Below are 22,624 nucleotides of genomic sequence, written 5' to 3' on the forward strand. Positions count from 1 at the left end.
TTGCTCCGTTAGCGGTTGCTGGACATGAATTGTTTGCAGCGCGCCGAAAGCGGGTTTTCGAACACCTGCTGTGGCGATCCTTGCTCTTCTATAAGGCCTTGGTGAAGGAACACCACTTCGCTGGAGACCTGACGGGCGAAGCCCATTTCGTGGGTCACGAGCAGCATGGTGCGGCCTTCTTCGGCCAATGCGCGGATGACACTAAGTACTTCCTGAACCATTTCCGGGTCAAGCGCCGAGGTGGGCTCGTCGAACAGGATCACCTTCGGTTGCATCGCCAGCGTGCGGGCAATCGCCGCGCGTTGTTGCTGACCGCCGGACAATTGCGCTGGGTACGCGTGGCGCTTGTCGGAGATGCCGACCTTGGCCAGCAGCGCTTCGGCGACTTCGATGGCTTCGGCTTTGCTCTGGCCGAGCACGCGACGCGGGGCCTCGATGATGTTGTCGAGGATGCTCATGTGCGGCCACAGATTAAAGTTTTGAAACACAAAACCAATCTCGGAGCGCAGGCGGTTGATCTGTTTGCCGTCGGCGGCAACCAGTTCGCCATTCTTGGCGGCCTTGAGCTTGAGTTCTTCACCGGCCACCAGAATCTGGCCCTGGTGCGGGTTTTCCAGCAGGTTGATGCAACGCAGGAACGTGGACTTGCCGGAACCGGAGGAACCGAGGATCGAGATCACATCGCCGTCGCGGGCGGTCAGCGAGATGCCTTTGAGCACCTCAAGCTGTCCGTAGCGTTTGTGCAAGTTGCGGATTTCAAGCGCGGGCGTGGCCTCAGCCATGTGCGTTCCTCATATATGTTGCGCTCCAGCTGTTGGGTGGCCTTCCTGGCGAGGCGGCCAAGCTAGCATAGCGTTTCAATGGCAGCCAACAGCGCTACGAGCGGTTAACGGGTGGCATGTGGCAGGTTGTCGCATCGGCACAGCAGACTGTCGCCCCATCAACAACCGAACGGGTGTTTGATCGTGCAAACCCGTGGGTGTCGCGTAAAAAAAGGCGCGATGTTGCCAGCTTTGGCGGGGTGTTGGAAGCGCTATCCGGCCGAACGTACAGGATTCGCTCTTTTATTGTGCATCCCACACTTTTTCAGTGTGTTTCTGGTGCGCTGATTTGTCTTGAATGTGAGTCGCAGGGTAACGTTCTGGCGAATAGCCATTAATCTCAAGGACTTGCGATGACCGTCCGGTCGCACGCAAAGCCGCGATCCAGAAGACTTTGAAACATTTTGGCGCATTTATTGCGTGCAGAATCCGGAACGCCCTGTTGGTTTCTTTTTACGAGAAAGAACACACCAGACAGGACGGACTGAATCGCTTTCCTCGCAAAGGTAGTTTCGATGAGCAGTACCCCAAGCTCCAATGGCCTTGAACAAGGGCTCAAACCGCGTCATGTGACCATGTTGTCGATCGCCGGTGTGATCGGCGCCGGTCTGTTCGTTGGCTCCGGCCACGCCATCGCTGCCGCCGGCCCTGCCGTGCTGCTGGCTTACGCCGCCGCCGGTACCCTGGTGGTGTTAGTGATGCGCATGCTCGGCGAAATGGCTGTTGCCTCGCCGGACACCGGTTCGTTCTCGACTTACGCCGACCGTGCCATCGGGCACTGGGCCGGTTTCACCATCGGCTGGTTGTACTGGTGGTTCTGGGTATTGGTGATTCCGCTGGAAGCCAACGCCGCCGCGACCATTCTCCACGCTTGGTTCCCGGGCGTAGGCATCTGGGCTTTCGCGCTGATCATCACCATGTTGCTCACGGTCACCAACCTGTTCAGCGTGAAGAATTACGGCGAGTTCGAATTCTGGTTTGCGCTGATTAAAGTGCTGGCGATCATCGGCTTTATCGGCCTTGGCCTTGCCGCCATTTTTGGCTTCCTGCCGAACAGCCAGGTCAGCGGTGTGTCGCACCTGTTCGACAGCGGCGGCTTCCTGCCGAACGGCATGGGCGCGGTGCTGGGTGCAATCCTGACCACCATGTTCTCCTTCATGGGTACCGAGATCGTGACCATCGCGGCCGCGGAATCGAAGAACCCGGGCAAGCAAATCTCCAAGGCCACCAACTCGGTGATCTGGCGGATCGGCTTGTTCTATCTCGTGTCGATCTTCATCGTTGTGGCCTTGGTGCCGTGGAACGATCCTACGCTGGCCAACCTCGGTTCCTACCAGACCGTGCTTGAGCGCATGGGCATTCCTAACGCGAAAATGATCGTCGACATCGTCGTTCTGGTCGCGGTGACCAGCTGCCTGAACTCAGCGCTCTACACCTCGTCGCGCATGCTCTTCTCCCTCGGCAAGCGTGGCGATGCCCCGGCCATGTCGACCCGCACCAACAAAAGCGGCACGCCTTACTGGGCGGTGATGTTGTCGACTGGCGCAGCGTTCCTCTGCACGTTCGCCAACTACGTGGCCCCGGCCGCCGTGTTCGAGTTCCTGCTGGCCAGCTCCGGCGCGATCGCACTGTTGGTGTACCTGGTAATCGCCTTCTCGCAACTGCGTATGCGCAAACAGCGCATGGCACGCGGCGAGAAAATCGTCTTCAGCATGTGGCTGTTCCCGGGCCTGACCTACGCGGTGATCATCTTCATCGTCGCGGCCCTGACGATCATGCTGTTCCAGGAAGCGCATCGCGTGGAGATCCTCGCGACTGGCCTGCTGAGCCTGATGGTGGTGGCTGCCGGTCTGCTAGTCGCACGCCGTCGCAAGCTGGAAAAACGTGGCGCGGTGGTGTTGAACTGATCCGTAACGCGTAATGCAAAACGGCCGCTGTCAGTGATGACTAGCGGCCGTTTTTGTTTTTGAGCGATGTTTATTCGCTCTTGTCTTCCTGTGCTTCCACCGACTTGCCATAAGCATCCAGCGCAACCCCGAAATCGGTGATGAACTGTGGCTCGCTCAGCCAGGCCTGGGCTTCTTCGATCGTTACGCCTTCGGCCCACATGCGGTAGTCGATCAGCATGTCGGCGGCCAGGTGGGTGGCGGCCATGCCTTCGTTGTCGGCGTTTTCCATGTCCAGCAGCTCTGGATGGTCAACGATGACGAACGCCAGTTCGCGCAGCAGGGTCAGCAGCATTTCGTTGCGGCTGATGGCTTCGGCGTCGCGCATTTTGCTGAACATCGCCAGGACGTATTCCGGCACCGGCTCGGCGAGGTGGTCGAGGTCTTCGTCCTGCTCCAGCGGCTTGCGGCCGACCATACGGATTTGCTTGGCTTTGGCCTTGGCGCGTTTGGCGCGTTTCTGTTGCTTGTTCAGGGATGCCATGGGAGCTCAGTTCTTCTGTTGGGTGTTTGCGGCGATCGCGTCGGACGCCGCCACATAGTCGGCCTGGAAGGCCGGTGATTCGATCCATGCCAGCGCGCCGGCCTCGTCGGTTTCCTGCGACCACTGGCGATACTCGATCAGCGCGGCGAGGATGAAGTCCATCGCGCCTTCTTCGCCTTCCTGCTCATAAACCAGCTCCAGCAGCGGGTCTTCGAGGAACGCGGTGCACAGGGCTTGCTGGCTGATCTTCTCTGCGTCGATCATTTTCTTGAACAGCTCGGTCAGATCCACCGATTCGAAGTCGATGCGGTCGTCGTTCGGATCCAGCTCGACCGGCGCTTCAGCGCGTTTGGTGCGGTTCTGCTTGGCCTTGGCTTTGGCCCGGGTGGCGCGTTTTTGCTGCTTGTTGGCGGAGGCCATGATGTGTTCCGTCGTGCGTTGAGAGGGCTCAGCTGCGCGGGACTTGCCGCCCCGGTGTGTCGGGGGCCAGTGCGCCGGTGTGCAGCCAGGTCAGAGCGATGGGCCATAGTGTGGCTTGGTATGCGCTGCGAAAAAAGGCGAAATGTCCGACTTGTTGTTCGCCGATGTCCTGCGGTTCGATGCGCAGGTGGGTTTTTGAAGCGTTGTTGAAGTAGCCGAGCAGGCGTTCGATGGCCGCAATCGTGCCGTAGGGATCGTCGCTGATGCTGATGGCCAGCGTCTGCGCGCGGACATTGGCGAAGGGCAGGGTGCCGGTTTTTTTCATCAGTGCGCGACCGCTTGGGCGCCCTTCAAAACGCGGGGCAGGCGTGCTCCAGTCGCGCACGACGCCCGTCGGTGTGTCTTCCAGCCAGCCGAGGCGTTTGCCGGGGAAGTAGCCGCAGAACAGGGTCATCAACGGCATCAGCAGATGCCATTTGCCGAACATGCGCCAGCGATGCTCGGGCGCGTAATCTCGCCAGTAGGCGAACTGCGCGCCGACAGTGACCAACCGTCGGATAACTCGCCCGGATTCAGCCAACCCCGCCGCGCAACCACCAAAACTGTGCCCGACCACGTCAATCGGCTGACCGGGAAACTCGCGTTGCGCACGCTTGAGCATCGCCTCGAAATCCAGCGCGCCCCAATCAGTCCACGAAGCGTTCAGGCCTTTGATCGAAGCCTGTCGCGATTCGCCGATGCCGCGGTAGTCGTAGGTAATGACGTCGAAGCCATTGGCGAACAGATAGGCGGCGAATCGCGAGTGGTGGCGGCAGCGCACGGAGGTGGCGGCATTGATGATGACCACCGGGCGCTGGGCATCGGGGGATGTGTGACGCCAGGTGAAACCGCCCAGCACGTACCCGTCGGCGGCCGATTCTTTGAAAGGCTCGCCTTGAGCAGTATTCAAAATCGGCGACCTTGACTGCACATCCTGCGTTGCGGGCATGTCCTGACAGCTCATGACTCTCGACCTTGGCGGGTAAGCTGCCAACGATAGTCTCCGCGCCGCCCGGGAACAATCCGTAGGGTTTATTCAGTGGATTGAGTCAGCATGCGTTCTTGGATCAAGGCCTGTTCGCGATTGAGTTCAGCGCGCAACTCTTCTTCACTCGGCAATATGGTTTTGTAACTGCTGGCGAACAGTTGTTCGTTGCCTTTGAGCATTGAATAGCGCGCCACCGAATCGTTGCTTTCGGCAGACAAAATTATCCCGACTGTCGGCTTGTCGCCCTCGCTGCGCATGAGCTCGTCATACATGCGCACATACATGTCCATCTGCCCGACATCGCGGGCGCTGAGCTTGCCGCGTTTGAGATCGATGATCACAAAGCATTTGAGCAGGTAGTTGTAGAACACCAGATCGATGTACAGATCAACGCCGTCGGTACTGATGCGTTGCTGGCGAGCAACGAAGGAAAAGCCTTTGCCCAGTTCGAGCAGAAAGCCCTGCAGGTGATCGATGAGGGCTTGTTCGAGACTGCTTTCCCTGACCTTGCCGGCTGACGGCAGGCCGAGAAACTCGAGCATCACCGGATCACGAATGAATTCACGCGGATTGCACTTCATTGCCTCGATGTTGGTGGTGGCTTCTTCGATCACGTCGGCTTTGTCTCGACTCATGAGGAGCCGCTCGTAGTAGAGCGTCAGGATTTGGCGATCGAGGGCGCGGCTTGACCAGTTCAGGTTGGCGCACTCGTCCATGTACCAATGGCGCGCTTTTTCATTGTTCACTCCCAATAGCCGACGATAGTGGGTCCAGCTCAATTCGTGACGCAGTGCGTCACGAATTGGAAACGCCTGATAAAAGAGGCGCATATAACGCGGGTTTGATGCGTCAAACCCCTTCCCGAACTGAGCCGTCAGATCCTTCGCCAGCAGAGCCAGCAGCTGCTTTCCATAGCCCGCACGCTGGGCACCCTGTTGCTCAAACTCGACGATATGCCGGCCGATCTGCCAGCAGGTCTGTACTTGAATCGTATCAACCGCTCGCAGCACTTTTTGCCGTGCCTGACGAATCAACTCGCCAAGCTCCCCCAGCAATGAATCGATTTTCGGGTCTCGCGTGTCAGCAGGTTTTAACTGGCTCATCGGGTCTTCCGCTTCATTGTGAACAGACGCAAAAGCATGCCCGGCGTCGCCGTTTGAGTATGTCGGGAGAGACGGTGAAATCCGCAGGAAGAGGCGATTGGTCATGCAGGACACTGCCGAGGAAAAGGACGTTGGCGGGCATGGTCTGTAGTCCATTTCTTACGAGCGCCAAGTGCTACCGGTATTTACGCCGGGCCCTGCTCGCGGGTCTGCCGATACGCGTCAGTTGATGCCACGCCACCCCTGCGACCAGCAGCAATCCGCCAAAAAATCCTTCAAAAACGATATGAAACCAGTACGCGCCCGGTTGCCCGGCGAGGGTGTAGACCTTGGCCGGCCCGCCGCGAGTGGCGGTGGTGATGGTGTCGTGAATCAAGCCGTCGATGGCCGAGTAGCAAAGCAGCGCGCCAGTAAAGATCAGAAACACGCTGATCATGATCGCCAGTCCTCTCGATACCAGGCTTTCCTGAGGTGGCGGCGGATGGGGCAGGGGGATGCGAGTTCGTTTCTGGTTCATCGCGGGGATGACCCTCTTCCGTAAGGGGCGGATCTCTGGGGGGGCGCGGGTTTTTCAAGGTTGCGGCGCTTTGGCGCTTAAAACGAGGCCACTGCCTGCGATAGCACAACGCGCAATGGGTTGCTTTCAACACTCAGCAGTTTGATGGCCAAGGCGCAGCAAACCACGATCAGCATCGGTTTAATCAGTCGCGGCCCGACCCGAACAGCGGCACGCGCGCCTAACTGCGCGCCGACAAACGCCGCCAGTGCCATGGCAATTGCGACTGGCCAGATGATCACGCCTTTGGTGATGAACACCGCCAGCGAACCCAGATTGCAGGATGCGTTGGCGAGCTTGGTAAAACTCATGGCGCGCATCATGCCCAAGCCGCACAGAAGTACAAATCCTACGATAAAGAAAGAACCCACGCCCGGCCCGAATATACCGTCGTAAAAGCCCAGGATGGGCGCAACGGTGAATGAAAACAGCAGAATTCCTATTCGCTTGCGTCGATCTTCATTCGCCAGTTTTGGTGACAGCGCAAAATAGATGGCCACCAGAATCAACATGATCGGCACGCAGGCTTCGAGGTAGCGCTTGTCGATTGAGCTGACCAGCAGCGCACCGCTGGCGCCGCCAATGAAGCCACAGATCATCAGATAGCGACCTTCCCGCCATTCGATCAAGCCTTTGCGGGCAAAGGTTGCCGTGGCCGAGATCGTGGCTGATGCCGCCTGAAACTTGTTCGTGGCAATGGCGCTGATCGGATCCACCCCCGCCAGAAATAAAGCCGGCAGGGTGATCAAGCCGCCGCCCCCAGCGATCGCATCAAAAAAACCGGCGCAGAACGCGACGAGCGCGAGCATGCCGATGATGTCCCAAGACATTGTGTTCCCTCTTTATGGTTGTTTGTCGGCCATTAACTGGCGAGGTGTTCAGCAGGCTGATAAGCGCTAGGAATTCAACCTTGTAGCAGTAACGGGTTCTCTGAAATGACGATTGGTGAGGCAAATCTGGACAGTCCAAAAATTCGCACCAGAACCCTTCTGTTGTCTTTGATGACATCCCGGCAGTGGAGGGCTCGCGTGTTGTTGATCACCATGGCCGATTCCTGCGTCAGCGAATAATCCGCTGGAATCGCTTTATCTACGCACTCGCATAGAGCGGAGTAAGCCTTGCTAACGAAGGTCGATGCATTGCTACTGACCGAGAAACGATAGGAATTGAATCGGGCAGCGAATCCAGTGTTTTCGTCGAATTCCAAAATCGAAACGCCGCGTCCGGCTTCTCCTTTACCACTTACAAAGGAGTCACTGCGGGTGAACTCAAAATTGTCGCTGGTGAGGGCAAGGCAATGGACGGCGCCGATCTTTTCGAGAATTGGAGGGAGCGGTATCACGCGTGTTGGTTCACGGCCGGGATTCCATAACGCGGAAAGTATCAACGACGATGGGGAGGGGGAATGGCTGTCCTTTACCTTAACAGCGCACCAGTAAGGTGCTTCGGTATGTGGGCCAAGCGCCAGGCCCGAATGTGAGCTCAGCTCATTGGATTTCGGCTCAGCTTTGATCTTGGTAAGTCCCCCGCCCTTGAAGTTGGCTACCAGACGAACCAATTTGCCGTCGTTATCCATGTCATAAGCGAATGCACGATTATCAACAAGGCTCAGTAATATTTGGTTGCGAGCGGCCAGGCAGAGCACGTCGAACCTGTTTTCCAAGGAAGCCACGTCGGGCAATTCATCGGGAGGATCGCAATCAGTGATTTTTTTTAGTCCTTCAAAAATCAAGACGGACAACAAGCAATCGGAGTAGGCAGTCAGCAATGTGCGTTGTTGCTCCGAAAAAGCAGACATGAGTTCAGCGTATGCCTTGGTGGTTATGGACTGGGCTTCAGACGCCTGCGGTCCGCCGCGGCTTGCCAATACTTCGGTGAATTTTTGAAGCAACTCTGATTGTCGAAGGTCAAATTTGAAGGTTCTGATTTCTTGTTCTTTAAGGCCCCCAGCATTTGCGACGTCTGGTTTGGTGGCGTGAGTCATTGGCTACATCCCTGTTGTGAATCTGCTGTCGAGCTTCCAGCTCTTCGTCTTATTCTGCCTAAGTTGAGAGAGCGCGTATGTCGTCCATTTCCGCTATTGCCTACGGAGCGTTCCGACAGGTTTGAGAGACTTCAGGGATGTGCGACTCCGGGCCTTGTAGGCTTATTCGTCTGATCGCGATCTGATGCTTGTTGGGAGGGGTAGATAGAGGGGGAGGGAAACGTTGTCCGGCGATTCCGTCGATATGTAACCGTGCCTTACCAAATCGCAGGCATAAAAAAACCCTGAATCTTGCGATTCAGGGTTTTCGGTATTTGGTGCCCAGAGACGGAATCGAACCGCCGACACGGGGATTTTCAATCCCCTGCTCTACCGACTGAGCTATCTGGGCAACGGGGCGCATTAAAAGGGTTTTTCGGATTTACGTCAACGACTTTTTTAAAATTTCTTAAATTAATTCCGTCGCTTACGATCCGACCCCCGATTTCCGGGGTTTACTCTGCAGGTGGAACGTAGCCTTCGGCTTGAGCGTATTCCTCGCCGGAGAAGTACTTGTCCATTTCGCCCTGAAGATATTTGCGGTCTTCGGCGTTCATCATGTTCAAACGCTTCTCATTGATCAGCAGGGTCTGGTGTTTCTGCCAGTCGGCCCAGGCCTTGGCCGAGACGTGGTCAAAAATATCCTGACCTTTAGCGCCCGGGAAAGGGGCGCGTTCCAGGGCTGGCAGTTCTTCTTTGTACTTGCGGCACATTACGGTGCGGGTCATGGCGACTCTCCTGCATTCAAGACGGCGGCCGCGCGTTCGAGCAAGGTTTTGACCGGGGCGGCGAGGCCCAGGCGCGGCGGGGTGGCGAGGTTATACCAGAGCCAGTCGGCCTCGGCCACGTGATGGGCGGCCTCCTGTACCTGAACCAGCCAGGGTTCGATGGACAGCTGGAAATGGCTGAACGTGTGGACAAGGCTCGGCAGCGCCTGCTGTTCGCCCATGGTCAGTGCGTGCTGGTCGGCGAGGTGTTGCAGGTCGTCGAGGTCGTCGAGTTCCGGCAGGCTCCACAAACCGCCCCACAAACCGCTCGAGGGGCGACGGTAAAGCAGAATCGCACCGTCGCCGTTAGCGAGCATCGGCATCAGCGTGCGCTTTTGCGGGATGGCTTTGCGCGGCTTGGGAATCGGGTAGCGGGTTTCGAGGCCGAGCATGTGCGCTTCACAACCACGCTCCAGCGGACACAGCAGGCAACTCGGCTTGCTGCGCGTGCAGAGCGTGGCGCCGAGATCCATCATCGCCTGGGTGTAGGCGTTGACCCGATCATGCGGCGTAAAGCGCTCAGCGTTGGCCCAAAGCTGTTTGGCCACCTTCGGCTCGCCGGGGTAGCCCTCTTGCGCAGTAAAACGCGCCAGCACGCGTTTGACGTTGCCGTCGAGGATCGGCGCGCGCAGGCCCATGCTGATGCTGGCGATCGCGCCAGCAGTGGACAGGCCGATACCCGGCAAATCCGTAAGCTTTTCGACGTCACGCGGAAACTCGCCACCGTACTGGCTGACGACGATCTTCGCGGTCTTCTGCAAATTGCGCGCGCGGGTGTAATAACCCAGGCCAGTCCACAAGTGCAGCACCTCGTCTTCCGGCGCTTCGGCGAGCGCTTCGACCGTCGGCAGCGCGGCCATGAAACGGTCGAAGTAATTGAGCACGGTGCTGACCTGAGTCTGCTGCAGCATGATCTCCGACACCCACACCCGATACGGATTGATGTCCTGCTGCCAAGGCAAATCGTGGCGGCCGTGGCGGTCGAACCAATCCAGCACCGCCGTGGAAAACTGCTCCGCTCTCATCGCTTGAACAGCCCCTTCAGTGCGTTTTTCAATTCCGGGCTGACCTTGTCACCGAGTTTCTCGTCGATCTTGTCGCTGAGCTTGTCGCCAGCCAGTTTGGTCGCGACCTGACCGAGTCGATCATTGTCGACGCGGCAGGCTTTCGCGCCCAGCTCCAGCGGGCCACGGCAGCGCAGCGGCCACTCGATGCCGACGAATTTTTCGCCGACCTGACAGGCTGGATCCGGCATCGCACTGGTGTCGCCTTCGACGATGATGCCGACGCGATAGTCCATGCCGAGCACGCGCAAATCGATGTCGCCGTCACCGTTGACGGTCATGCCGGGGATGCGCACTTTCAGATCCGGGTTGCTGGCGATGCCGTTGCGGAAGGTCAGGTTGCCCTTGAGTTCCTGGAACGGCGTGTCTTTGCCGCGTGGCTCGCCGCTGAGGGTTTTGCGGTTGAGTGTGGCGATGCCTTTGCACAATTGCTGTTCAAGGTTGGCGTTGAGCAGCACGCCGTTATTGATCACGAAACTGGCGTTGCCATTGAGGCTTTCGATCAGCGCTTGCTGGCTGTTGCCGTTGCCGGTGACGTTACTGGTGAGCGTCACCAGACCTTTCACCGGCGGATTCTTGCCTTGGCTTTCGAGGATTTTATCGACCGGCACGCGATTGAGCTTGGTCTGCAAATTCAGCACGGGCGCGGTTTGGCGGACATCAAGGGTGCCATTGGCGGCGAAGTTGCCGTTGTACAAGTCGCCGCTCAGGTTGGTCAGGGTCAGCAGGCCGCCCTGGCCGGTGGCTTTCAGTGCGGCGTTCTGGATCGGCAATTTGTCGAGGGTCAGTTGGCCGAAAGTCAGATCGGCGTCCACATCGAGCTTGGCCAGACGTTCCACCGGCAGCAGGCGATCGGTGCTCCACGCGGTTTTGGTCGGCTTGTCCGGCAGCGGCGTACTGCCGGCGCCGGCCATGGCATCGGCTTCGGTGCTGGCGACTTCGGCCTGACGCACTTGCGTGGCGTTCGCAGCTTTTTCCGATTTCGGCGGCAGGTAGCGGTCGACGTTGAAGGTGTCAGCCTTGAGGATCGCGCGCAGCGATTGCTTGGCGAAATCCTCGACGGCGATGCGGCCGCTGAAACTGCTGTCGTCGACTTTCAGGTTGATGTTGTCGAACGCGACGCTGGTTGGCGTGGCGGCAATGCGGCTGACCAGTTCGACTTTGCTCAGGCTGCCGGCGGCCATCGCCGGAAGTGTCTGACCGATGCTGTCGACGAATTTCGCCAGATCGAATTGAGCGATGGAGAGGCCGCCAGTGATCTGCGGGGTTTTGTCGAGATCGTTGGCTTTCAGTTCGCCCAAAGCGCGCAATTGGTTAGCGGAGATCTTGATCCCCGTCCATTCGGCGACGTTCGCGGCTTTATCCAGCGAAACCTGGCCTTGAGCCGAGAAGGTCATGGCTTTGCCTTGCAGCGGATCGCCAGTCAGTTCGCCGGACAATTTCATGTCTTCGAACCTGTAGCGTTGCAGCGCGCGCTCGATGCGCAATTCGCCGTTCAGCTCGGTGCGCACCCGCAGCATCGGCTGATTGGTGCTGAGGAAAGCGGTGGCCTTCAACGGAATATTGGTCGAATCGTGAACCGCGCCGGTGCTCAACTGGATGCTTTCGGCGCTGAACTGCTTGCCGGTCTTCTCGTCGTTGTATTCAACGCGGGCGTTGTTGACGGTCAGGCTGTCGATGTCGAGGCGGATTGGCTGAGGTGGTTTTTCCGCTGCTGGCGGGGTTTCGCTGGCCGGTTGACTGGCAGCGGCGGCTGGCGTTGCACCGGCAGGCTGCGGCAGCTTGCCAATGTCTTCCCAGTTGCCATGACCGTCCTTGTCGCGGTTCAGGCGCAGGTTCAGGCCTTCGACGCGCACGTCGCTCATCTGCACTTCACGGCGCAGCAGCGGCAGCACACGCACGGACAGGCCGAGCATCTGCAAGTCGGCAAATGGTTCGCCCGGTTTGATCAGGGTGGCGACGCTGGCCTCGTGCAATTCCAGGCCGAGCCACGGGAACAGGCTCCAGCCGATATCGCCATTGAGCGTCAGCTCGATGTGGGCCTTGTCGCGGGCTATCTGGCGGATCTCGTCTTTATAGTCGTTGGGATCGAAGAGGTGGGTCAGGGCGAAGCCTGCCGCCACGATGATCAGCAACAGCCCGAGAAGTACCAGACCCAGGATTTTGCCGAACGCTTTCATGGGCGAGTCCTTGTAATTAGTCGAATTCGTAATTTAGCCGGGGAGTATAGCGCTGCAAATGCCCGGTTCGGTGTGGCGTCATGTTGCCAGTACCTCGGATGGCACGTGCAACTTCGCCGCGATGGCCAGAGCTTCAGGATGTCCGGCAGGTGCCAGCAGGCGCAGTTCGGCCCCCGCTTGCGACGCCATTTTCTGCGCTTGGTTCACCCGTCGTTCAGCAAAAATCGCCCCGTGTAGGAGCTGCGGAACGCTGCGATCTTTTGATGTTTTTCATAAACAGGATCAAAAGATCGCGGCCTTCGGCAGCTCCTACACAGGTGTAGAGATCAGATGACATGAAAAAGGTGATATCAGTTTGGTTTTTCTGTCACCTGCAAATGGTAACCTTCGCCCCGTTCGTCCGTCCCTCTGCGACTTAACGTCGCGCCTTCAAGGAGCTTCACCCAAAAAACGGTCATGCCTGCGTGCATAAGGCCGAGGGTGAACAGTGGCTGGCGAACCATACTAATAATTGGGGGATACACAATGAGCACGAGCATTACGGCGGACGGCCTCAGCGCCGCCCAGCCTGCGTTCCTGTCCAAGGAGCGCATCATCGCCAAGCCCGGTTTCAACCGCTGGCTGGTTCCACCGGCCGCGTTGGCCATCCACTTGTGCATCGGCATGGCCTACGGCTTCTCGGTCTTCTGGTTGCCGCTGTCCAAGGCGCTGGGCGTCACCGCGCCAGTGACTTGCGCGCCGGACATGAGCTTCATCGCACAAGTGTTTTCGTCGCAATGCGACTGGCCGATCTCCATGCTCGGCTGGATCTACACGCTGTTCTTCATCTTCCTCGGTTGCTCGGCAGCGATCTGGGGTGGCTGGCTGGAGCACGCAGGGCCGCGTAAGGCTGGCGTGGTGTCGGCACTGTGCTGGTGCGGCGGTCTGCTGATTTCGGCGCTGGGTATTTATACCCACCAGATCTGGCTGATGTGGATTGGCTCGGGCGTGATCGGCGGTATCGGTCTCGGTCTGGGCTACATCTCGCCGGTCTCGACCCTGATCAAGTGGTTCCCGGACAAGCGCGGCATGGCGACCGGCATGGCAATCATGGGCTTCGGTGGCGGCGCGATGGTCGGTGCACCGTTGGCGACTGCGCTGATGAGCCACTTCGGCTCGGCTGAAGGTGTTGGCGTCTGGCAGAGCTTCGTGGCCATGGCCGCGATCTACTTTGTGTTCATGATCGGTGGCGCTCTGTCGTACCGCGTGCCGCCAACCGGCTGGAAACCTGAAGGCTGGACTGCGCCGGCGAAGAAAGCCGCGAACGCGATGATCACCAATCGTCACGTGCACGTGAATGTGGCGTGGAAAACCCCGCAATTCCGTCTGGTCTGGCTGGTACTGTGCCTGAACGTTTCTGCCGGTATCGGCATCCTCGGCATGGCGTCGCCACTGTTGCAGGAAGTGTTCGGCGGCAAGCTGCTGGGCGTTGACGTGCCGTTTGGTCAGCTCGATGCTGGGCAGTTGGCTTCGATCGCTGCGATCGCAGCAGGCTTCACCGGTTTGCTGAGCCTGTTCAACATCGGTGGTCGTTTCTTCTGGGCTTCGTTCTCGGACTACCTGGGCCGCAAAAATACCTACTTCGTGTTCTTCGCCCTGGGTTTTGCCCTGTACGCGCTGATTCCGAACATGGGTCATTTGGGCAACGTTGCGCTGTTCGTGGCGGCGTTCTGCATCATTCTGTCGATGTACGGCGGTGGTTTCGCGACGGTTCCAGCGTATCTGGCTGACCTGTTCGGTACGCAAATGGTTGGCGCGATCCACGGTCGTCTGCTGACGGCCTGGGCGGCGGCTGGTGTGCTCGGCCCGGTGCTGGTGAACTACCTGCGTGAATATCAGCTGAGCATCGGCGTTGAACGCGCTGCCGCTTACGACATCACCTTGTACATCCTCGCCGGCCTGCTGGTGTTGGGCTTCCTGTGCAACATGCTGGTTCGTCCGGTGGCCGACAAGTACTTCATGACCGACGCTGAACTGGCCGCCGAACAGGCGCTGGGTCACGACAAAGGTGCTGATGCCAGCACGGTTCTGGAGTGGAAAGCCGCGCCGGGCAGCAAGCCGCTGGCGATTGCTGCGTGGTTGGCCGTGGGTATTCCGTTGGCGTGGGGTGTGTGGGTAACCCTGCAGAAAACGGCGGTACTGTTTCACTAAGGTGTTAGCTGGATAAAACACCGAACCTGTGGGAGCGAGCTTGCTCGCGAAGACGGAGTGTCAGTCGACATCAGTGTTGGCTGAACTACCGCTTTCGCGAGCAAGCTCGCTCCCACATTTGTTTTCGGTTGCCTGTAATGGCTTGTATGGACATGTCTACCCGCGACAGCCGGGCGTTCTATCCGTCAGCCATATCACCTCTCGTGTTTCTGTTTGCGCCCCGCGTGCCTATAATGGCTGCCTTTTTCGCCCAATGATTTTGCGGAGCTGGTGATGGCCGAACGTAAGGCTTCTGTCGAGCGCGACACTCTGGAAACCCAGATCAAAGCCTCGATCAACCTTGATGGCACCGGAAAGGCCCGATTCGATATCGGTGTTCCTTTTCTTGAGCACATGCTGGATCAGATCGCCCGTCACGGGTTGATCGACCTGGATATTGAATGCAAGGGCGATCTGCATATCGACGACCACCATACGGTGGAAGACGTCGGTATCACCCTCGGCCAGGCATTTGCCAAAGCCATCGGCGATAAAAAAGGCATCCGTCGCTACGGTCATGCTTACGTGCCGCTCGATGAAGCGCTGTCACGCGTGGTCATCGACTTCTCCGGTCGTCCAGGCCTGCAGATGCACGTGCCGTACACCCGCGCCACCGTCGGTGGTTTCGACGTTGACCTGTTCCAGGAATTCTTCCAGGGCTTCGTCAACCATGCGTTGGTCAGCATGCACATCGATAACCTGCGTGGCACCAACACCCACCACCAGATCGAAACCGTGTTCAAGGCTTTCGGCCGCGCGCTGCGCATGGCCGTCGAGCTGGATGAGCGCATGGCCGGGCAAATGCCATCGACCAAAGGCGTTCTGTAATGCAGACGGTTGCAGTTATCGATTACGGCATGGGCAACCTGCACTCGGTGGCCAAGGCTCTCGAGCACGTCGGTGCCGGTAAAGTGCTGATCACCAGCGATGCGGCGGTGATTCGTGAAGCTGACCGCGTGGTGTTCCCCGGTGTTGGCGCGATTCGCGATTGCATGGCGGAGATCCGTCGCCTCGGTTTCGACTCGTTGGTGCGTGAAGTCAGTCAGGATCGTCCGTTCCTCGGCATCTGTGTCGGCATGCAAGCCTTGCTCGACAGCAGCGAAGAGAACGATGGCGTTGACTGCATCGGCCTGTTTCCGGGCGCAGTGAAGTTCTTCGGCAAAGACCTGCACGAAGACGGCGAGCACCTGAAAGTCCCGCACATGGGTTGGAACGAAGTGCAGCAGAAGGTCAGCCACCCGTTGTGGCATGACATTCCGGACATGGCGCGTTTCTACTTCGTGCACAGCTACTACATCGCTGCCGCCAATGCGCGGCAAGTGGTCGGTGGCGGTCATTACGGTGTCGATTTCGCTGCGGCGCTGGCCGATGGCTCGCGCTTCGCCGTGCAGTTCCACCCGGAGAAAAGCCATACCCATGGCCTGCAGTTGCTGCAGAACTTCGCGGCGTGGGACGGTCGCTGGTAAATGGCCGCCAAGAAAACCAAACCGCCGATTCTGACCCTCACTCCCGAACAGGAGAACGAGGCCAATCGCAAGATTCAGCGGTTCATGGAAGACCGTTTCGAACTCGATCTGGGATCGTTCGAAGCGGGTGAAATTCTTGAGCTGTTTACCCGCGAAATTGCTCCGCACTATTACAACAGGGCGATTTTCGATGTTCAGACCCACCTCAAAGAGCGGTTTGAAAGCATCGAAAGCGACCTGTGGGCGCTCGAAAAAAATTAGGAGCAGCTGCAAGCCGCAAGCTTCAAGCTGCAAGAACTGGTACACCGCATGCTCGCAGCTAGTCGCTTGCAGCTTGCCGCTCTTTTGACGAAGGAAAAAGCATGCTGATTATTCCCGCTATCGATCTTAAAGACGGTGCCTGCGTACGTCTGCGCCAGGGCCGCATGGAAGATTCCACAGTGTTCTCCGATGACCCGGTGAGCATGGCTGCCAAGTGGGTGGAGGGCGGTTGCCGCCGTCTGCATCTGGTCGATCTGAACGGCGCGTTTGAAGGCCAGCCGGTCAACGGCGAAGTGGTTACCGCGATCGCCAAGCGTTACCCGACTCTGCCGATCCAGATCGGCGGCGGCATCCGTTCGCTGGAAACCATCGAGCACTACGTCAAGGCTGGCGTGAGCTACGTGATCATTGGCACCAAAGCCGTGAAAGATCCGGCGTTCGTTGCTGAAGCGTGCCGCGCGTTCCCGGGCAAGATCATCGTTGGTCTGGATGCCAAAGACGGCTTCGTCGCCACTGATGGCTGGGCTGAAATCAGCACCGTGCAGGTCATCGATCTGGCCAAGCAGTTTGAAGCCGACGGCGTCTCCTCGATCGTTTATACCGACATCGCCAAAGACGGCATGATGCAGGGCTGCAACGTGCCGTTTACCGCTGCGCTGGCTGCCGCTACCAAAATTCCGGTGATCGCGTCCGGGGGCATCCACAATCTCGGTGACATCAAATCGCTGCTCGACGCCAAGGCGCCGGGCATCATCGGCGCCATCACGGGTCGCGCGATTTATGAGGGCACGCTGGATGTGGCAGAAGCCCAGGCTTTCTGCGATAGCTACGCGACCAGCTCCAAGCTGTAAGCTGCGAGCTGCAAGTTAGAAGCGCGACCGCGTCCGCTCTTTCTTGCAGCTTGAAGCTTGAAGCTTGCAACTCTTAATCGGAGATTAAGCATGGCTCTGGCCAAACGCATCATCCCTTGCCTGGACGTGGATAACGGCCGGGTCGTCAAAGGTGTGAAATTCGAGAACATCCGCGACGCCGGTGACCCGGTGGAAATCGCCCGTCGCTATGACGAGCAGGGTGCCGACGAGATTACTTTTCTCGACATCACCGCCAGCGTCGATGGCCGTGACACCACGCTGCATACCGTCGAGCGCATGGCCAGCCAGGTGTTCATTCCGCTGACCGTCGGCGGTGGTGTGCGTACCGTGCAGGACATTCGCAATCTGCTGAATGCCGGTGCGGACAAGGTGTCGATCAACACCGCTGCCGTGTTCAACCCGGAATTCGTTGGCGAAGCCGCGCAGCATTTCGGCTCGCAGTGCATCGTCGTTGCCATCGACGCCAAGAAGGTTTCGGGGCCGGGCGAAACCCCGCGCTGGGAGATCTTCACCCACGGCGGGCGCAAGCCAACCGGCCTCGATGCCGTCGAGTGGGCGAAGAAAATGGAAGGCCTCGGTGCCGGCGAAATCCTGCTGACCAGCATGGATCAGGACGGCATGAAAAACGGTTTCGATCTCGGCGTGACCCGCGCGATCAGCGATGCGCTGGGCATTCCCGTGATCGCTTCCGGCGGTGTCGGCAATTTGCAGCACTTGGCTGACGGCATTCTCGAGGGCCACGCCAGCGCTGTGTTGGCGGCGAGTATTTTCCACTTCGGCGAATACACCGTGCAGGAAGCCAAGGCCTACATGGCTAAACGCGGCATCACGATGCGTTAAGCGTCAAAATCGATACAGGCCAGTGGACACCATGGCGCACCCAAGGCACTCTTGGGCACGCCATGGATTTCGGTAGCCCAACATGATCAAACGCCTGCTTCTAGTTCTCGCCAGCGCCTCTCTGTTGCTCATCAACACGGCCCGCGCCGAAACCAGTCCCGACACCGATCTGGTGCTCCTTACCGAAAACTTCCCGCCGTACAACATGGCGAAGAACGGCAAAAATTTCGCCCAAGGCGAAAACATCAACGGCATCGCCACCGACATCGTTCGGGAAATGTTCCAGCGTGCCGGCGTTACTTACAGCCTGACCCTGCGCTTTCCTTGGGAGCGCGTGTACAAACTCGCCCTGGAAAATCCTGGTTACGGCGCCTTCGTGATGGCGCGCCTGCCGGATCGCGAAAAACTCTTCAAATGGGTCGGCCCGATCGGCCCGGATGACTGGATCCTGTTGGCCAAGGCCGACAGCAAGATCACCCTCGAAACCCTTGAGGACGCGCGCAAATACAAGATTGGCGCGTACAAGGGCGATGCGATTGCCGAGACACTGACCAAGCAAGGCTTGAAGCCGGTGGTGGTGTTACGCGATCAGGACAACGCCAAGAAGCTGGTCAACGGGCAGATTGATTTGTGGGCGACGGGTGATCCGGCGGGGCGCTATCTGGCGCGACAGGATGGGGTGACGGGGCTGAAGACGGTGCTGCGCTTCAACAGCGCTGAACTGTATCTGGCGCTGAACAAGGACGTGCCGGAAGAAACCGTGAAGAAGCTGCAGGCCGCGCTGGACCAGATGCGCAAGGATGGTGTGGTGGATGACATCATGGGGCGGTATTTGTAGCGCTTGTTAAAAGATCGCAGCCTTCGGCAGCTCCTACAGAGGAATGCATTGCCAATGTAGGAGCTGCCGAAGGCTGCGATCTTTTCAGCGGTACACGCCATCCTTGCCGTGTGCCGCAGTCGCCTTGTTGCTGCGCACACTGATCATCTGCCGGATATCAATCCACTCAATCCCCTGAGCCTTCAGCTTCGGCAATTCGCGCTCCAGCACCGCCAGCGTCTGCGGATACGGATGCCCGATCGTCACCGCCGAACCCTGCTTGTGCGCCAGGCTGATCGCCGTCTGCAACTGCGTGTAAATCGCCGCCTCAGTTCGCTCATCATCAAGAAACACATCCCGCGAAACACTCGCCAGATCGATCTTCTGCGCCTGCTGCGCGGCGACCGTTTGCGCACTGGTGCGGCTGTCGACGAAAAACTTGTGACGGCGCTGCAACTCGCCCATCAACCACGCCATCGCCACTGGTTGCGCAGTCATGCGGCTGCCCATGTGGTTATTGATGCCGGCGGTGTACGGCACCATTTTGAACGCGGCGTTCAGGCGTTTTTCCAGTTCTTCGATGGGCAGTTCGGGATGCCAGGCGTAAGGCCCGGTGGCCGGATCCATTGGCATGTGCAGGATGACGATTTTGCCGGCGCGATGGGCCTCGCGGGCAAATTCGGTGGCGTGCGGGGTGTCGGGCATGATCGCCGTGGTCACCGGGCCGGGCAGGGCCAGCACGCGGCGATCCCGGGGCAGGTTTTGCCCCAGGTCATCGATGATCAGACTCAGGTAGGCCTTGTGAGGCTTTGGGCTGACGGGCTCTGCGTGAGCAGCACCCGCCAGACAGCACAACAGAACGAAGACGAAACGCAAAGACATCCTCAACGGCCGGACGTAATGCTCAGCCCTTTGAGCAGGCTCAGGGCCTGGGCCAATTGGTAGTCATCATCCTGCGGCATGGCTTTAGGCTTGGCGCCCGAACCGGTCGGTTTGTCGGCGCCGCCGTTGCCGTTACCCAAGTGACCTTGCAGGTCGGCTTCTTTGAAGTAATCGCCGTCCGCCTCGTTGGTGATCTTCGCTTTGCGCACTTCGATGTCCGGGACGATGCCCTGCGCCTGAATCGAGCGGCCGTTCGGCGTGAAGTACAGCGCGGTGGTGATTTTCAGTGCACGGTCGTTGTTCAGCGGCAGCACGGTTTGTACCGAGCCCTTGCCGAAACTGGTGGTGCCCATGACCACGGCGCGTTTCTGATCCTGCAAGGCGCCGGCGACGATTTCCGAGGCCGAGGCGCTGCCACCGTTGATCAACACCACCATTGGCACCGCTTCGCTTTCGTCTTTGCCGGTGGCGGAGAAGCGCAGTTCGGAGTTGGCGATGCGACCCTTGGTGTAAACGATCAGGCCTTTGGTGATGAAGTGGTCGACCACTTCCACCGCTGCCTGCAACACGCCGCCCGGGTTGTTACGCAGGTCGAGAATGATGCCGTTGAGCTTCTTGCCGTTGTCCTTGCGCAGCTTGGCCAGAGCCTTGGAGACCTCTTCGCCGGTCTTGACCTGGAACTGGGTGATGCGGATGTACGCATAGCCGGTTTCCAGCAGCTGCGCCTTGACGCTCTTCACCTGAATCACTGCACGAGCCAGGGTCACGTCGAACGGCGTGCCGCCATCGCGAACCAGGGTCAGGGTGATTTTCTGGCCGATCTTGCCGCGCATCTTGTCGACGGCTTCGGTCATGGTCTGGCCGCGAGTCGGCTGGCCGTTGATCTTGACGATGAAGTCACCGGCCTGAATACCGGCCTTCGATGCCGGGGTGTCGTCGATTGGCGAGACGACTTTGATGAAGCCGTCTTCAGCGCCGACTTCGATACCCAGCCCGCCGAACTCTCCGCTGGTGCTTTCCTGCAGTTCGGTAAAGTCCTCTGGGCCGAGGTAGGCCGAGTGCGGATCAAGGTTGCTGAGCATGCCCTTGATCGCGTTTTCCAGCAGGGTCTTGTCGTCCACCGGCTCGACGTAAGCGGCTTTGATCCGATCCATGACCTCGGCAAAGGTGCGCAACTCTTCCAGCGGCAACGGCGCCTTGGAGGTCGCGGCTGTGCCTGCCGGAGCGACGGCCGGAGCCGGTTGAGCGGCGAACGCCAGAGGCGCGCCGATCACCAGGGCGATCGTCAGGGCCAGCGAGGTAAGACGGGACAAATGCAGCATGTCGAACGAACTCCTAATGTAGGTGACTCAACGCCTATCCTTGCGCGCGGCACCATTGCGCCGGATCACTCGGGTGACCCTGCTGACGAATTGCGAAATACAGCGCTGATGTGTCCTGACCGCCACTGTTACCGACAGTGGAAATCGACTCACCGGCTTTGACCACATCACCCGCTGACTTGAGCAGCGTCTGGTTGTGGCCGTAAAGACTCAAAAAACCGTTGCCGTGATCGAGGATCACCAGCAGCCCGGCGCCACGCAACCAGTCGGCGAACACCACGCGCCCGCCGTGCACGGCATGCACCTGGCTGCCGGCGGCGGCGCTGATCATTACGCCATCCCACTTGGTACGGGCGTCGTCGCCACGGCTTTCACCGAAGCGCGCCAGTAGTCGACCATCAACCGGCCAAGGAAGTTTTCCCCGGGTTGCAGCAAAAGCGCCACCGAAGGTCTCGCCGCTGCTGGAAACCAGCGCGCCGGGCGTCGATTTGGCGGGTTTTCGTGGGGCGTCGGTGTTTTCCGCCTGCGCCTCACGCAAGCGCTTTTTTTCCGCTTCCTGCTGGGCGATCAGCGCTTTCTGCCGCGCTTCTTCTGCCTCACGGGCCTGACGGGCCAGGGTTTCTTCAATGGTTTTAAGGACTTTAGACAGGTCTGCCTGATCCTGCTCGCGTGCGGCGAGTTTCTGATCGCGGGCCTTTACGTCGTCATTGAGCTTGGCGAGCACCTGCTGACGTTCCTTGCGGACTTTTTCCAGTTCGTCGCGCTGGGTGTCGAGGCTGCTTTTCTGCACCAGCAATTGCGCCTGTTGCGCGGCGATGTCCTGTTCGACATTGGCCAGTTGGCGCAGGGTTTCGTTGAAGTTCTTCAACTGCTCCAGGCGGGCCTGGCTCAGGTAATCGTAATAGGTGAGGGTGCGGGCGAATTTCTCGGGATTCTGCTGGTTGAGCAGCAGCTTGAGGTACTCCTGCCGACCGTTCTGATAAGCCGCACGGGCCTGAATGGCGATCAGTCGTTGCTGTTCAGTGCGCGCGCTCTGGAGTTTTTTTTTCTCTGCATCGAGTCGCTGCAGCTCGGATTCGCTTTTCTGCAGTTCTTTCTGCAGCGCATCGACCTGCTTCTGCAGCTTGCCCAGCTCGGTTTCCGTGCCCTTGAGCTCTTTCTGCACGCCGGATTTTTCTTCCTGGACTTTGCCCAGCAGCTTTTTCAGCTCGGCAATGTCCTGACGCGTGGCGTCCAACTGCTGTTGGGTTTGCGCGCGCTCGTCAGCGAAGGCCGGTTGGAGCAGGCAGGTCAGAGCAAGGGCGATCAGGACGCGAAGCATAGGGGCGGGCGGCACCAGGGTAAGGGACGGCCTAGTATGCCCGCCCGAGGCTGCAAAAAAAACGCCAAATTGGGGCTGTGTGATAACTGGAGCAGATTCGGTATTGAAAATAGCGCAAAACCAATGTGGGAGCGGGCTTGCTCGCGAATGCGGTGGGTCGGGCAACATTGAAGTCGACTGATCTACCGCATTCGCGAGCAAGCCCGCTCCCACAGGGTTTTGT

Annotated in this window: 22 protein-coding genes, 1 tRNA gene and 1 pseudogene; 8 read left to right on the forward strand and 16 right to left on the reverse strand. The window is 58.9% G+C overall.

What is annotated here, in order from left to right; translation table 11 throughout:
* Window positions 1-8: 8 nt before the first annotated feature.
* A complete protein-coding gene (locus tag AD669_RS01155; protein ID WP_053116575.1) occupies window positions 9-782 on the reverse strand; it encodes an ABC transporter ATP-binding protein in 774 nt (257 codons plus the stop codon).
* A gap of 554 nt (window positions 783-1,336) precedes the next feature.
* Between AD669_RS01155 and gabP the strand changes: the two genes are divergently transcribed.
* On the forward strand, window positions 1,337-2,728 hold the full coding sequence (gene gabP, locus AD669_RS01160) for a GABA permease (protein ID WP_053116576.1): 1,392 nt from the start codon (window positions 1,337-1,339) through the stop codon (window positions 2,726-2,728).
* A 70-nt stretch (window positions 2,729-2,798) separates the two neighbouring features.
* Here the strand turns inward: gabP and AD669_RS01165 are convergent, their stop codons facing one another.
* The 12 genes and pseudogenes from AD669_RS01165 to AD669_RS28685 all read right to left on the reverse strand — a co-directional run.
* Entirely contained in the window at window positions 2,799-3,251 is a 453-nt protein-coding gene (locus AD669_RS01165) for a hypothetical protein (protein WP_008080542.1), read from the reverse strand.
* A gap of 6 nt (window positions 3,252-3,257) precedes the next feature.
* On the reverse strand, window positions 3,258-3,671 hold the full coding sequence (locus AD669_RS01170; protein ID WP_053116577.1) for a hypothetical protein: 414 nt from the start codon (window positions 3,669-3,671) through the stop codon (window positions 3,258-3,260).
* Window positions 3,672-3,699: 28 nt separating this feature from the next.
* Complete coding sequence (locus tag AD669_RS01175) at window positions 3,700-4,674, reverse strand: alpha/beta fold hydrolase (protein ID WP_053116578.1); 975 nt, start codon at window positions 4,672-4,674, stop codon at window positions 3,700-3,702.
* Window positions 4,675-4,742: 68 nt separating this feature from the next.
* Complete coding sequence (locus AD669_RS01180) at window positions 4,743-5,801, reverse strand: YhcG family protein (RefSeq protein ID WP_053116579.1); 1,059 nt, start codon at window positions 5,799-5,801, stop codon at window positions 4,743-4,745.
* Between the two features lie 175 nt (window positions 5,802-5,976).
* Window positions 5,977-6,237, reverse strand: a complete 261-nt coding sequence (locus tag AD669_RS01185; RefSeq protein WP_053116580.1) for a hypothetical protein — start codon at window positions 6,235-6,237, stop codon at window positions 5,977-5,979.
* A 158-nt stretch (window positions 6,238-6,395) separates the two neighbouring features.
* Window positions 6,396-7,187, reverse strand: a complete 792-nt coding sequence (locus tag AD669_RS01190; RefSeq protein WP_053116581.1) for a TSUP family transporter — start codon at window positions 7,185-7,187, stop codon at window positions 6,396-6,398.
* 74 nt (window positions 7,188-7,261) lie between these two features.
* Window positions 7,262-8,341: a hypothetical protein gene (locus AD669_RS01195; RefSeq protein ID WP_053116582.1), complete on the reverse strand. Its 1,080-nt coding sequence runs from the start codon at window positions 8,339-8,341 to the stop codon at window positions 7,262-7,264.
* 315 nt (window positions 8,342-8,656) lie between these two features.
* A tRNA-Phe gene (locus AD669_RS01200) sits at window positions 8,657-8,732 on the reverse strand.
* A gap of 103 nt (window positions 8,733-8,835) precedes the next feature.
* On the reverse strand, window positions 8,836-9,108 hold the full coding sequence (locus AD669_RS01205) for an oxidative damage protection protein (RefSeq protein ID WP_053116583.1): 273 nt from the start codon (window positions 9,106-9,108) through the stop codon (window positions 8,836-8,838).
* Window positions 9,105-10,172 carry an A/G-specific adenine glycosylase gene (mutY, locus tag AD669_RS01210; RefSeq protein WP_053116584.1) on the reverse strand — a complete coding sequence of 356 codons (1,068 nt, stop codon included), beginning with the start codon at window positions 10,170-10,172 and terminating at the stop codon, window positions 9,105-9,107. Before mutY ends, AD669_RS01205 begins: the two co-directional genes overlap by 4 nt.
* The gene (locus AD669_RS01215; RefSeq protein ID WP_053116585.1) at window positions 10,169-12,391 is read right to left on the reverse strand and encodes an AsmA family protein; all 2,223 of its coding nucleotides are present in this window, start codon (window positions 12,389-12,391) and stop codon (window positions 10,169-10,171) included. Before AD669_RS01215 ends, mutY begins: the two co-directional genes overlap by 4 nt.
* 78 nt (window positions 12,392-12,469) lie before the next feature.
* A pseudogene (locus AD669_RS28685) lies at window positions 12,470-12,610 on the reverse strand (aspartate 1-decarboxylase autocleavage activator PanM); the annotation flags it as partial.
* 306 nt (window positions 12,611-12,916) lie between these two features.
* Between AD669_RS28685 and AD669_RS01225 the strand changes: the two are divergent.
* The 7 genes from AD669_RS01225 (at window position 12,917) to AD669_RS01255 (ending at window position 18,897) form a co-directional block, all read left to right on the forward strand.
* Entirely contained in the window at window positions 12,917-14,581 is a 1,665-nt protein-coding gene (locus tag AD669_RS01225; RefSeq protein ID WP_053116586.1) for an OFA family MFS transporter, read from the forward strand.
* 273 nt (window positions 14,582-14,854) lie between these two features.
* Complete coding sequence (gene hisB, locus AD669_RS01230) at window positions 14,855-15,448, forward strand: imidazoleglycerol-phosphate dehydratase HisB (RefSeq protein ID WP_042557195.1); 594 nt, start codon at window positions 14,855-14,857, stop codon at window positions 15,446-15,448.
* A complete protein-coding gene (hisH, locus tag AD669_RS01235; protein WP_053116587.1) occupies window positions 15,448-16,086 on the forward strand; it encodes an imidazole glycerol phosphate synthase subunit HisH in 639 nt (212 codons plus the stop codon). Before hisB ends, hisH begins: the two co-directional genes overlap by 1 nt.
* On the forward strand, window positions 16,087-16,347 hold the full coding sequence (locus tag AD669_RS01240) for a DUF2164 domain-containing protein (protein ID WP_053116588.1): 261 nt from the start codon (window positions 16,087-16,089) through the stop codon (window positions 16,345-16,347). It begins immediately after the preceding gene.
* 101 nt (window positions 16,348-16,448) lie between these two features.
* A complete protein-coding gene (gene hisA, locus AD669_RS01245) occupies window positions 16,449-17,198 on the forward strand; it encodes a 1-(5-phosphoribosyl)-5-[(5-phosphoribosylamino)methylideneamino]imidazole-4-carboxamide isomerase (protein WP_053116589.1) in 750 nt (249 codons plus the stop codon).
* A gap of 90 nt (window positions 17,199-17,288) precedes the next feature.
* On the forward strand, window positions 17,289-18,059 hold the full coding sequence (hisF, locus tag AD669_RS01250; protein WP_053116590.1) for an imidazole glycerol phosphate synthase subunit HisF: 771 nt from the start codon (window positions 17,289-17,291) through the stop codon (window positions 18,057-18,059).
* An 82-nt stretch (window positions 18,060-18,141) separates the two neighbouring features.
* Window positions 18,142-18,897: an ABC transporter substrate-binding protein gene (locus tag AD669_RS01255; protein WP_053116591.1), complete on the forward strand. Its 756-nt coding sequence runs from the start codon at window positions 18,142-18,144 to the stop codon at window positions 18,895-18,897.
* 84 nt (window positions 18,898-18,981) lie between these two features.
* On the opposite strand, the gene AD669_RS01260 is transcribed toward AD669_RS01255, so the two are convergent.
* From AD669_RS01260 to AD669_RS01270, 3 genes are read right to left on the reverse strand one after another with little or no spacing between them, the layout of a single operon-like run.
* The gene (locus tag AD669_RS01260; RefSeq protein ID WP_053116592.1) at window positions 18,982-19,758 is read right to left on the reverse strand and encodes a divergent polysaccharide deacetylase family protein; all 777 of its coding nucleotides are present in this window, start codon (window positions 19,756-19,758) and stop codon (window positions 18,982-18,984) included.
* Between the two features lie 2 nt (window positions 19,759-19,760).
* Entirely contained in the window at window positions 19,761-21,080 is a 1,320-nt protein-coding gene (locus tag AD669_RS01265; RefSeq protein ID WP_053116593.1) for a S41 family peptidase, read from the reverse strand.
* Between the two features lie 34 nt (window positions 21,081-21,114).
* The gene (locus AD669_RS01270; RefSeq protein ID WP_053116594.1) at window positions 21,115-22,401 is read right to left on the reverse strand and encodes a murein hydrolase activator EnvC; all 1,287 of its coding nucleotides are present in this window, start codon (window positions 22,399-22,401) and stop codon (window positions 21,115-21,117) included.
* Window positions 22,402-22,624: the final 223 nt, after the last annotated feature.

This window comes from Pseudomonas sp. P1.31 (assembly GCF_001269815.1).
Classification (GTDB): domain Bacteria; phylum Pseudomonadota; class Gammaproteobacteria; order Pseudomonadales; family Pseudomonadaceae; genus Aquipseudomonas; species Aquipseudomonas rustica.

Coding starts and splice junctions, on each gene's coding strand:
- AD669_RS01265 (WP_053116593.1), bottom strand. CDS start 21,080: ATGCTGCATTTGTCCCGTCTTACCTCGCTGGCCCTGACGATCGCCCTG.
- AD669_RS01240 (WP_053116588.1), top strand. CDS start 16,087: ATGGCCGCCAAGAAAACCAAACCGCCGATTCTGACCCTCACTCCCGAA.
- AD669_RS01175 (WP_053116578.1), bottom strand. CDS start 4,674: ATGAGCTGTCAGGACATGCCCGCAACGCAGGATGTGCAGTCAAGGTCG.
- AD669_RS01270 (WP_053116594.1), bottom strand. CDS start 22,401: ATGCTTCGCGTCCTGATCGCCCTTGCTCTGACCTGCCTGCTCCAACCG.
- hisA (WP_053116589.1), top strand. CDS start 16,449: ATGCTGATTATTCCCGCTATCGATCTTAAAGACGGTGCCTGCGTACGT.
- hisB (WP_042557195.1), top strand. CDS start 14,855: ATGGCCGAACGTAAGGCTTCTGTCGAGCGCGACACTCTGGAAACCCAG.
- AD669_RS01260 (WP_053116592.1), bottom strand. CDS start 19,758: ATGTCTTTGCGTTTCGTCTTCGTTCTGTTGTGCTGTCTGGCGGGTGCT.
- AD669_RS01180 (WP_053116579.1), bottom strand. CDS start 5,801: ATGAGCCAGTTAAAACCTGCTGACACGCGAGACCCGAAAATCGATTCA.
- AD669_RS01205 (WP_053116583.1), bottom strand. CDS start 9,108: ATGACCCGCACCGTAATGTGCCGCAAGTACAAAGAAGAACTGCCAGCC.
- gabP (WP_053116576.1), top strand. CDS start 1,337: ATGAGCAGTACCCCAAGCTCCAATGGCCTTGAACAAGGGCTCAAACCG.
- AD669_RS01255 (WP_053116591.1), top strand. CDS start 18,142: ATGATCAAACGCCTGCTTCTAGTTCTCGCCAGCGCCTCTCTGTTGCTC.
- AD669_RS01155 (WP_053116575.1), bottom strand. CDS start 782: ATGGCTGAGGCCACGCCCGCGCTTGAAATCCGCAACTTGCACAAACGC.
- AD669_RS01195 (WP_053116582.1), bottom strand. CDS start 8,341: ATGACTCACGCCACCAAACCAGACGTCGCAAATGCTGGGGGCCTTAAA.
- hisF (WP_053116590.1), top strand. CDS start 17,289: ATGGCTCTGGCCAAACGCATCATCCCTTGCCTGGACGTGGATAACGGC.
- AD669_RS01185 (WP_053116580.1), bottom strand. CDS start 6,237: ATGATCAGCGTGTTTCTGATCTTTACTGGCGCGCTGCTTTGCTACTCG.
- AD669_RS01215 (WP_053116585.1), bottom strand. CDS start 12,391: ATGAAAGCGTTCGGCAAAATCCTGGGTCTGGTACTTCTCGGGCTGTTG.
- hisH (WP_053116587.1), top strand. CDS start 15,448: ATGCAGACGGTTGCAGTTATCGATTACGGCATGGGCAACCTGCACTCG.
- AD669_RS01225 (WP_053116586.1), top strand. CDS start 12,917: ATGAGCACGAGCATTACGGCGGACGGCCTCAGCGCCGCCCAGCCTGCG.
- AD669_RS01190 (WP_053116581.1), bottom strand. CDS start 7,187: ATGTCTTGGGACATCATCGGCATGCTCGCGCTCGTCGCGTTCTGCGCC.
- mutY (WP_053116584.1), bottom strand. CDS start 10,172: ATGAGAGCGGAGCAGTTTTCCACGGCGGTGCTGGATTGGTTCGACCGC.
- AD669_RS01165 (WP_008080542.1), bottom strand. CDS start 3,251: ATGGCATCCCTGAACAAGCAACAGAAACGCGCCAAACGCGCCAAGGCC.
- AD669_RS01170 (WP_053116577.1), bottom strand. CDS start 3,671: ATGGCCTCCGCCAACAAGCAGCAAAAACGCGCCACCCGGGCCAAAGCC.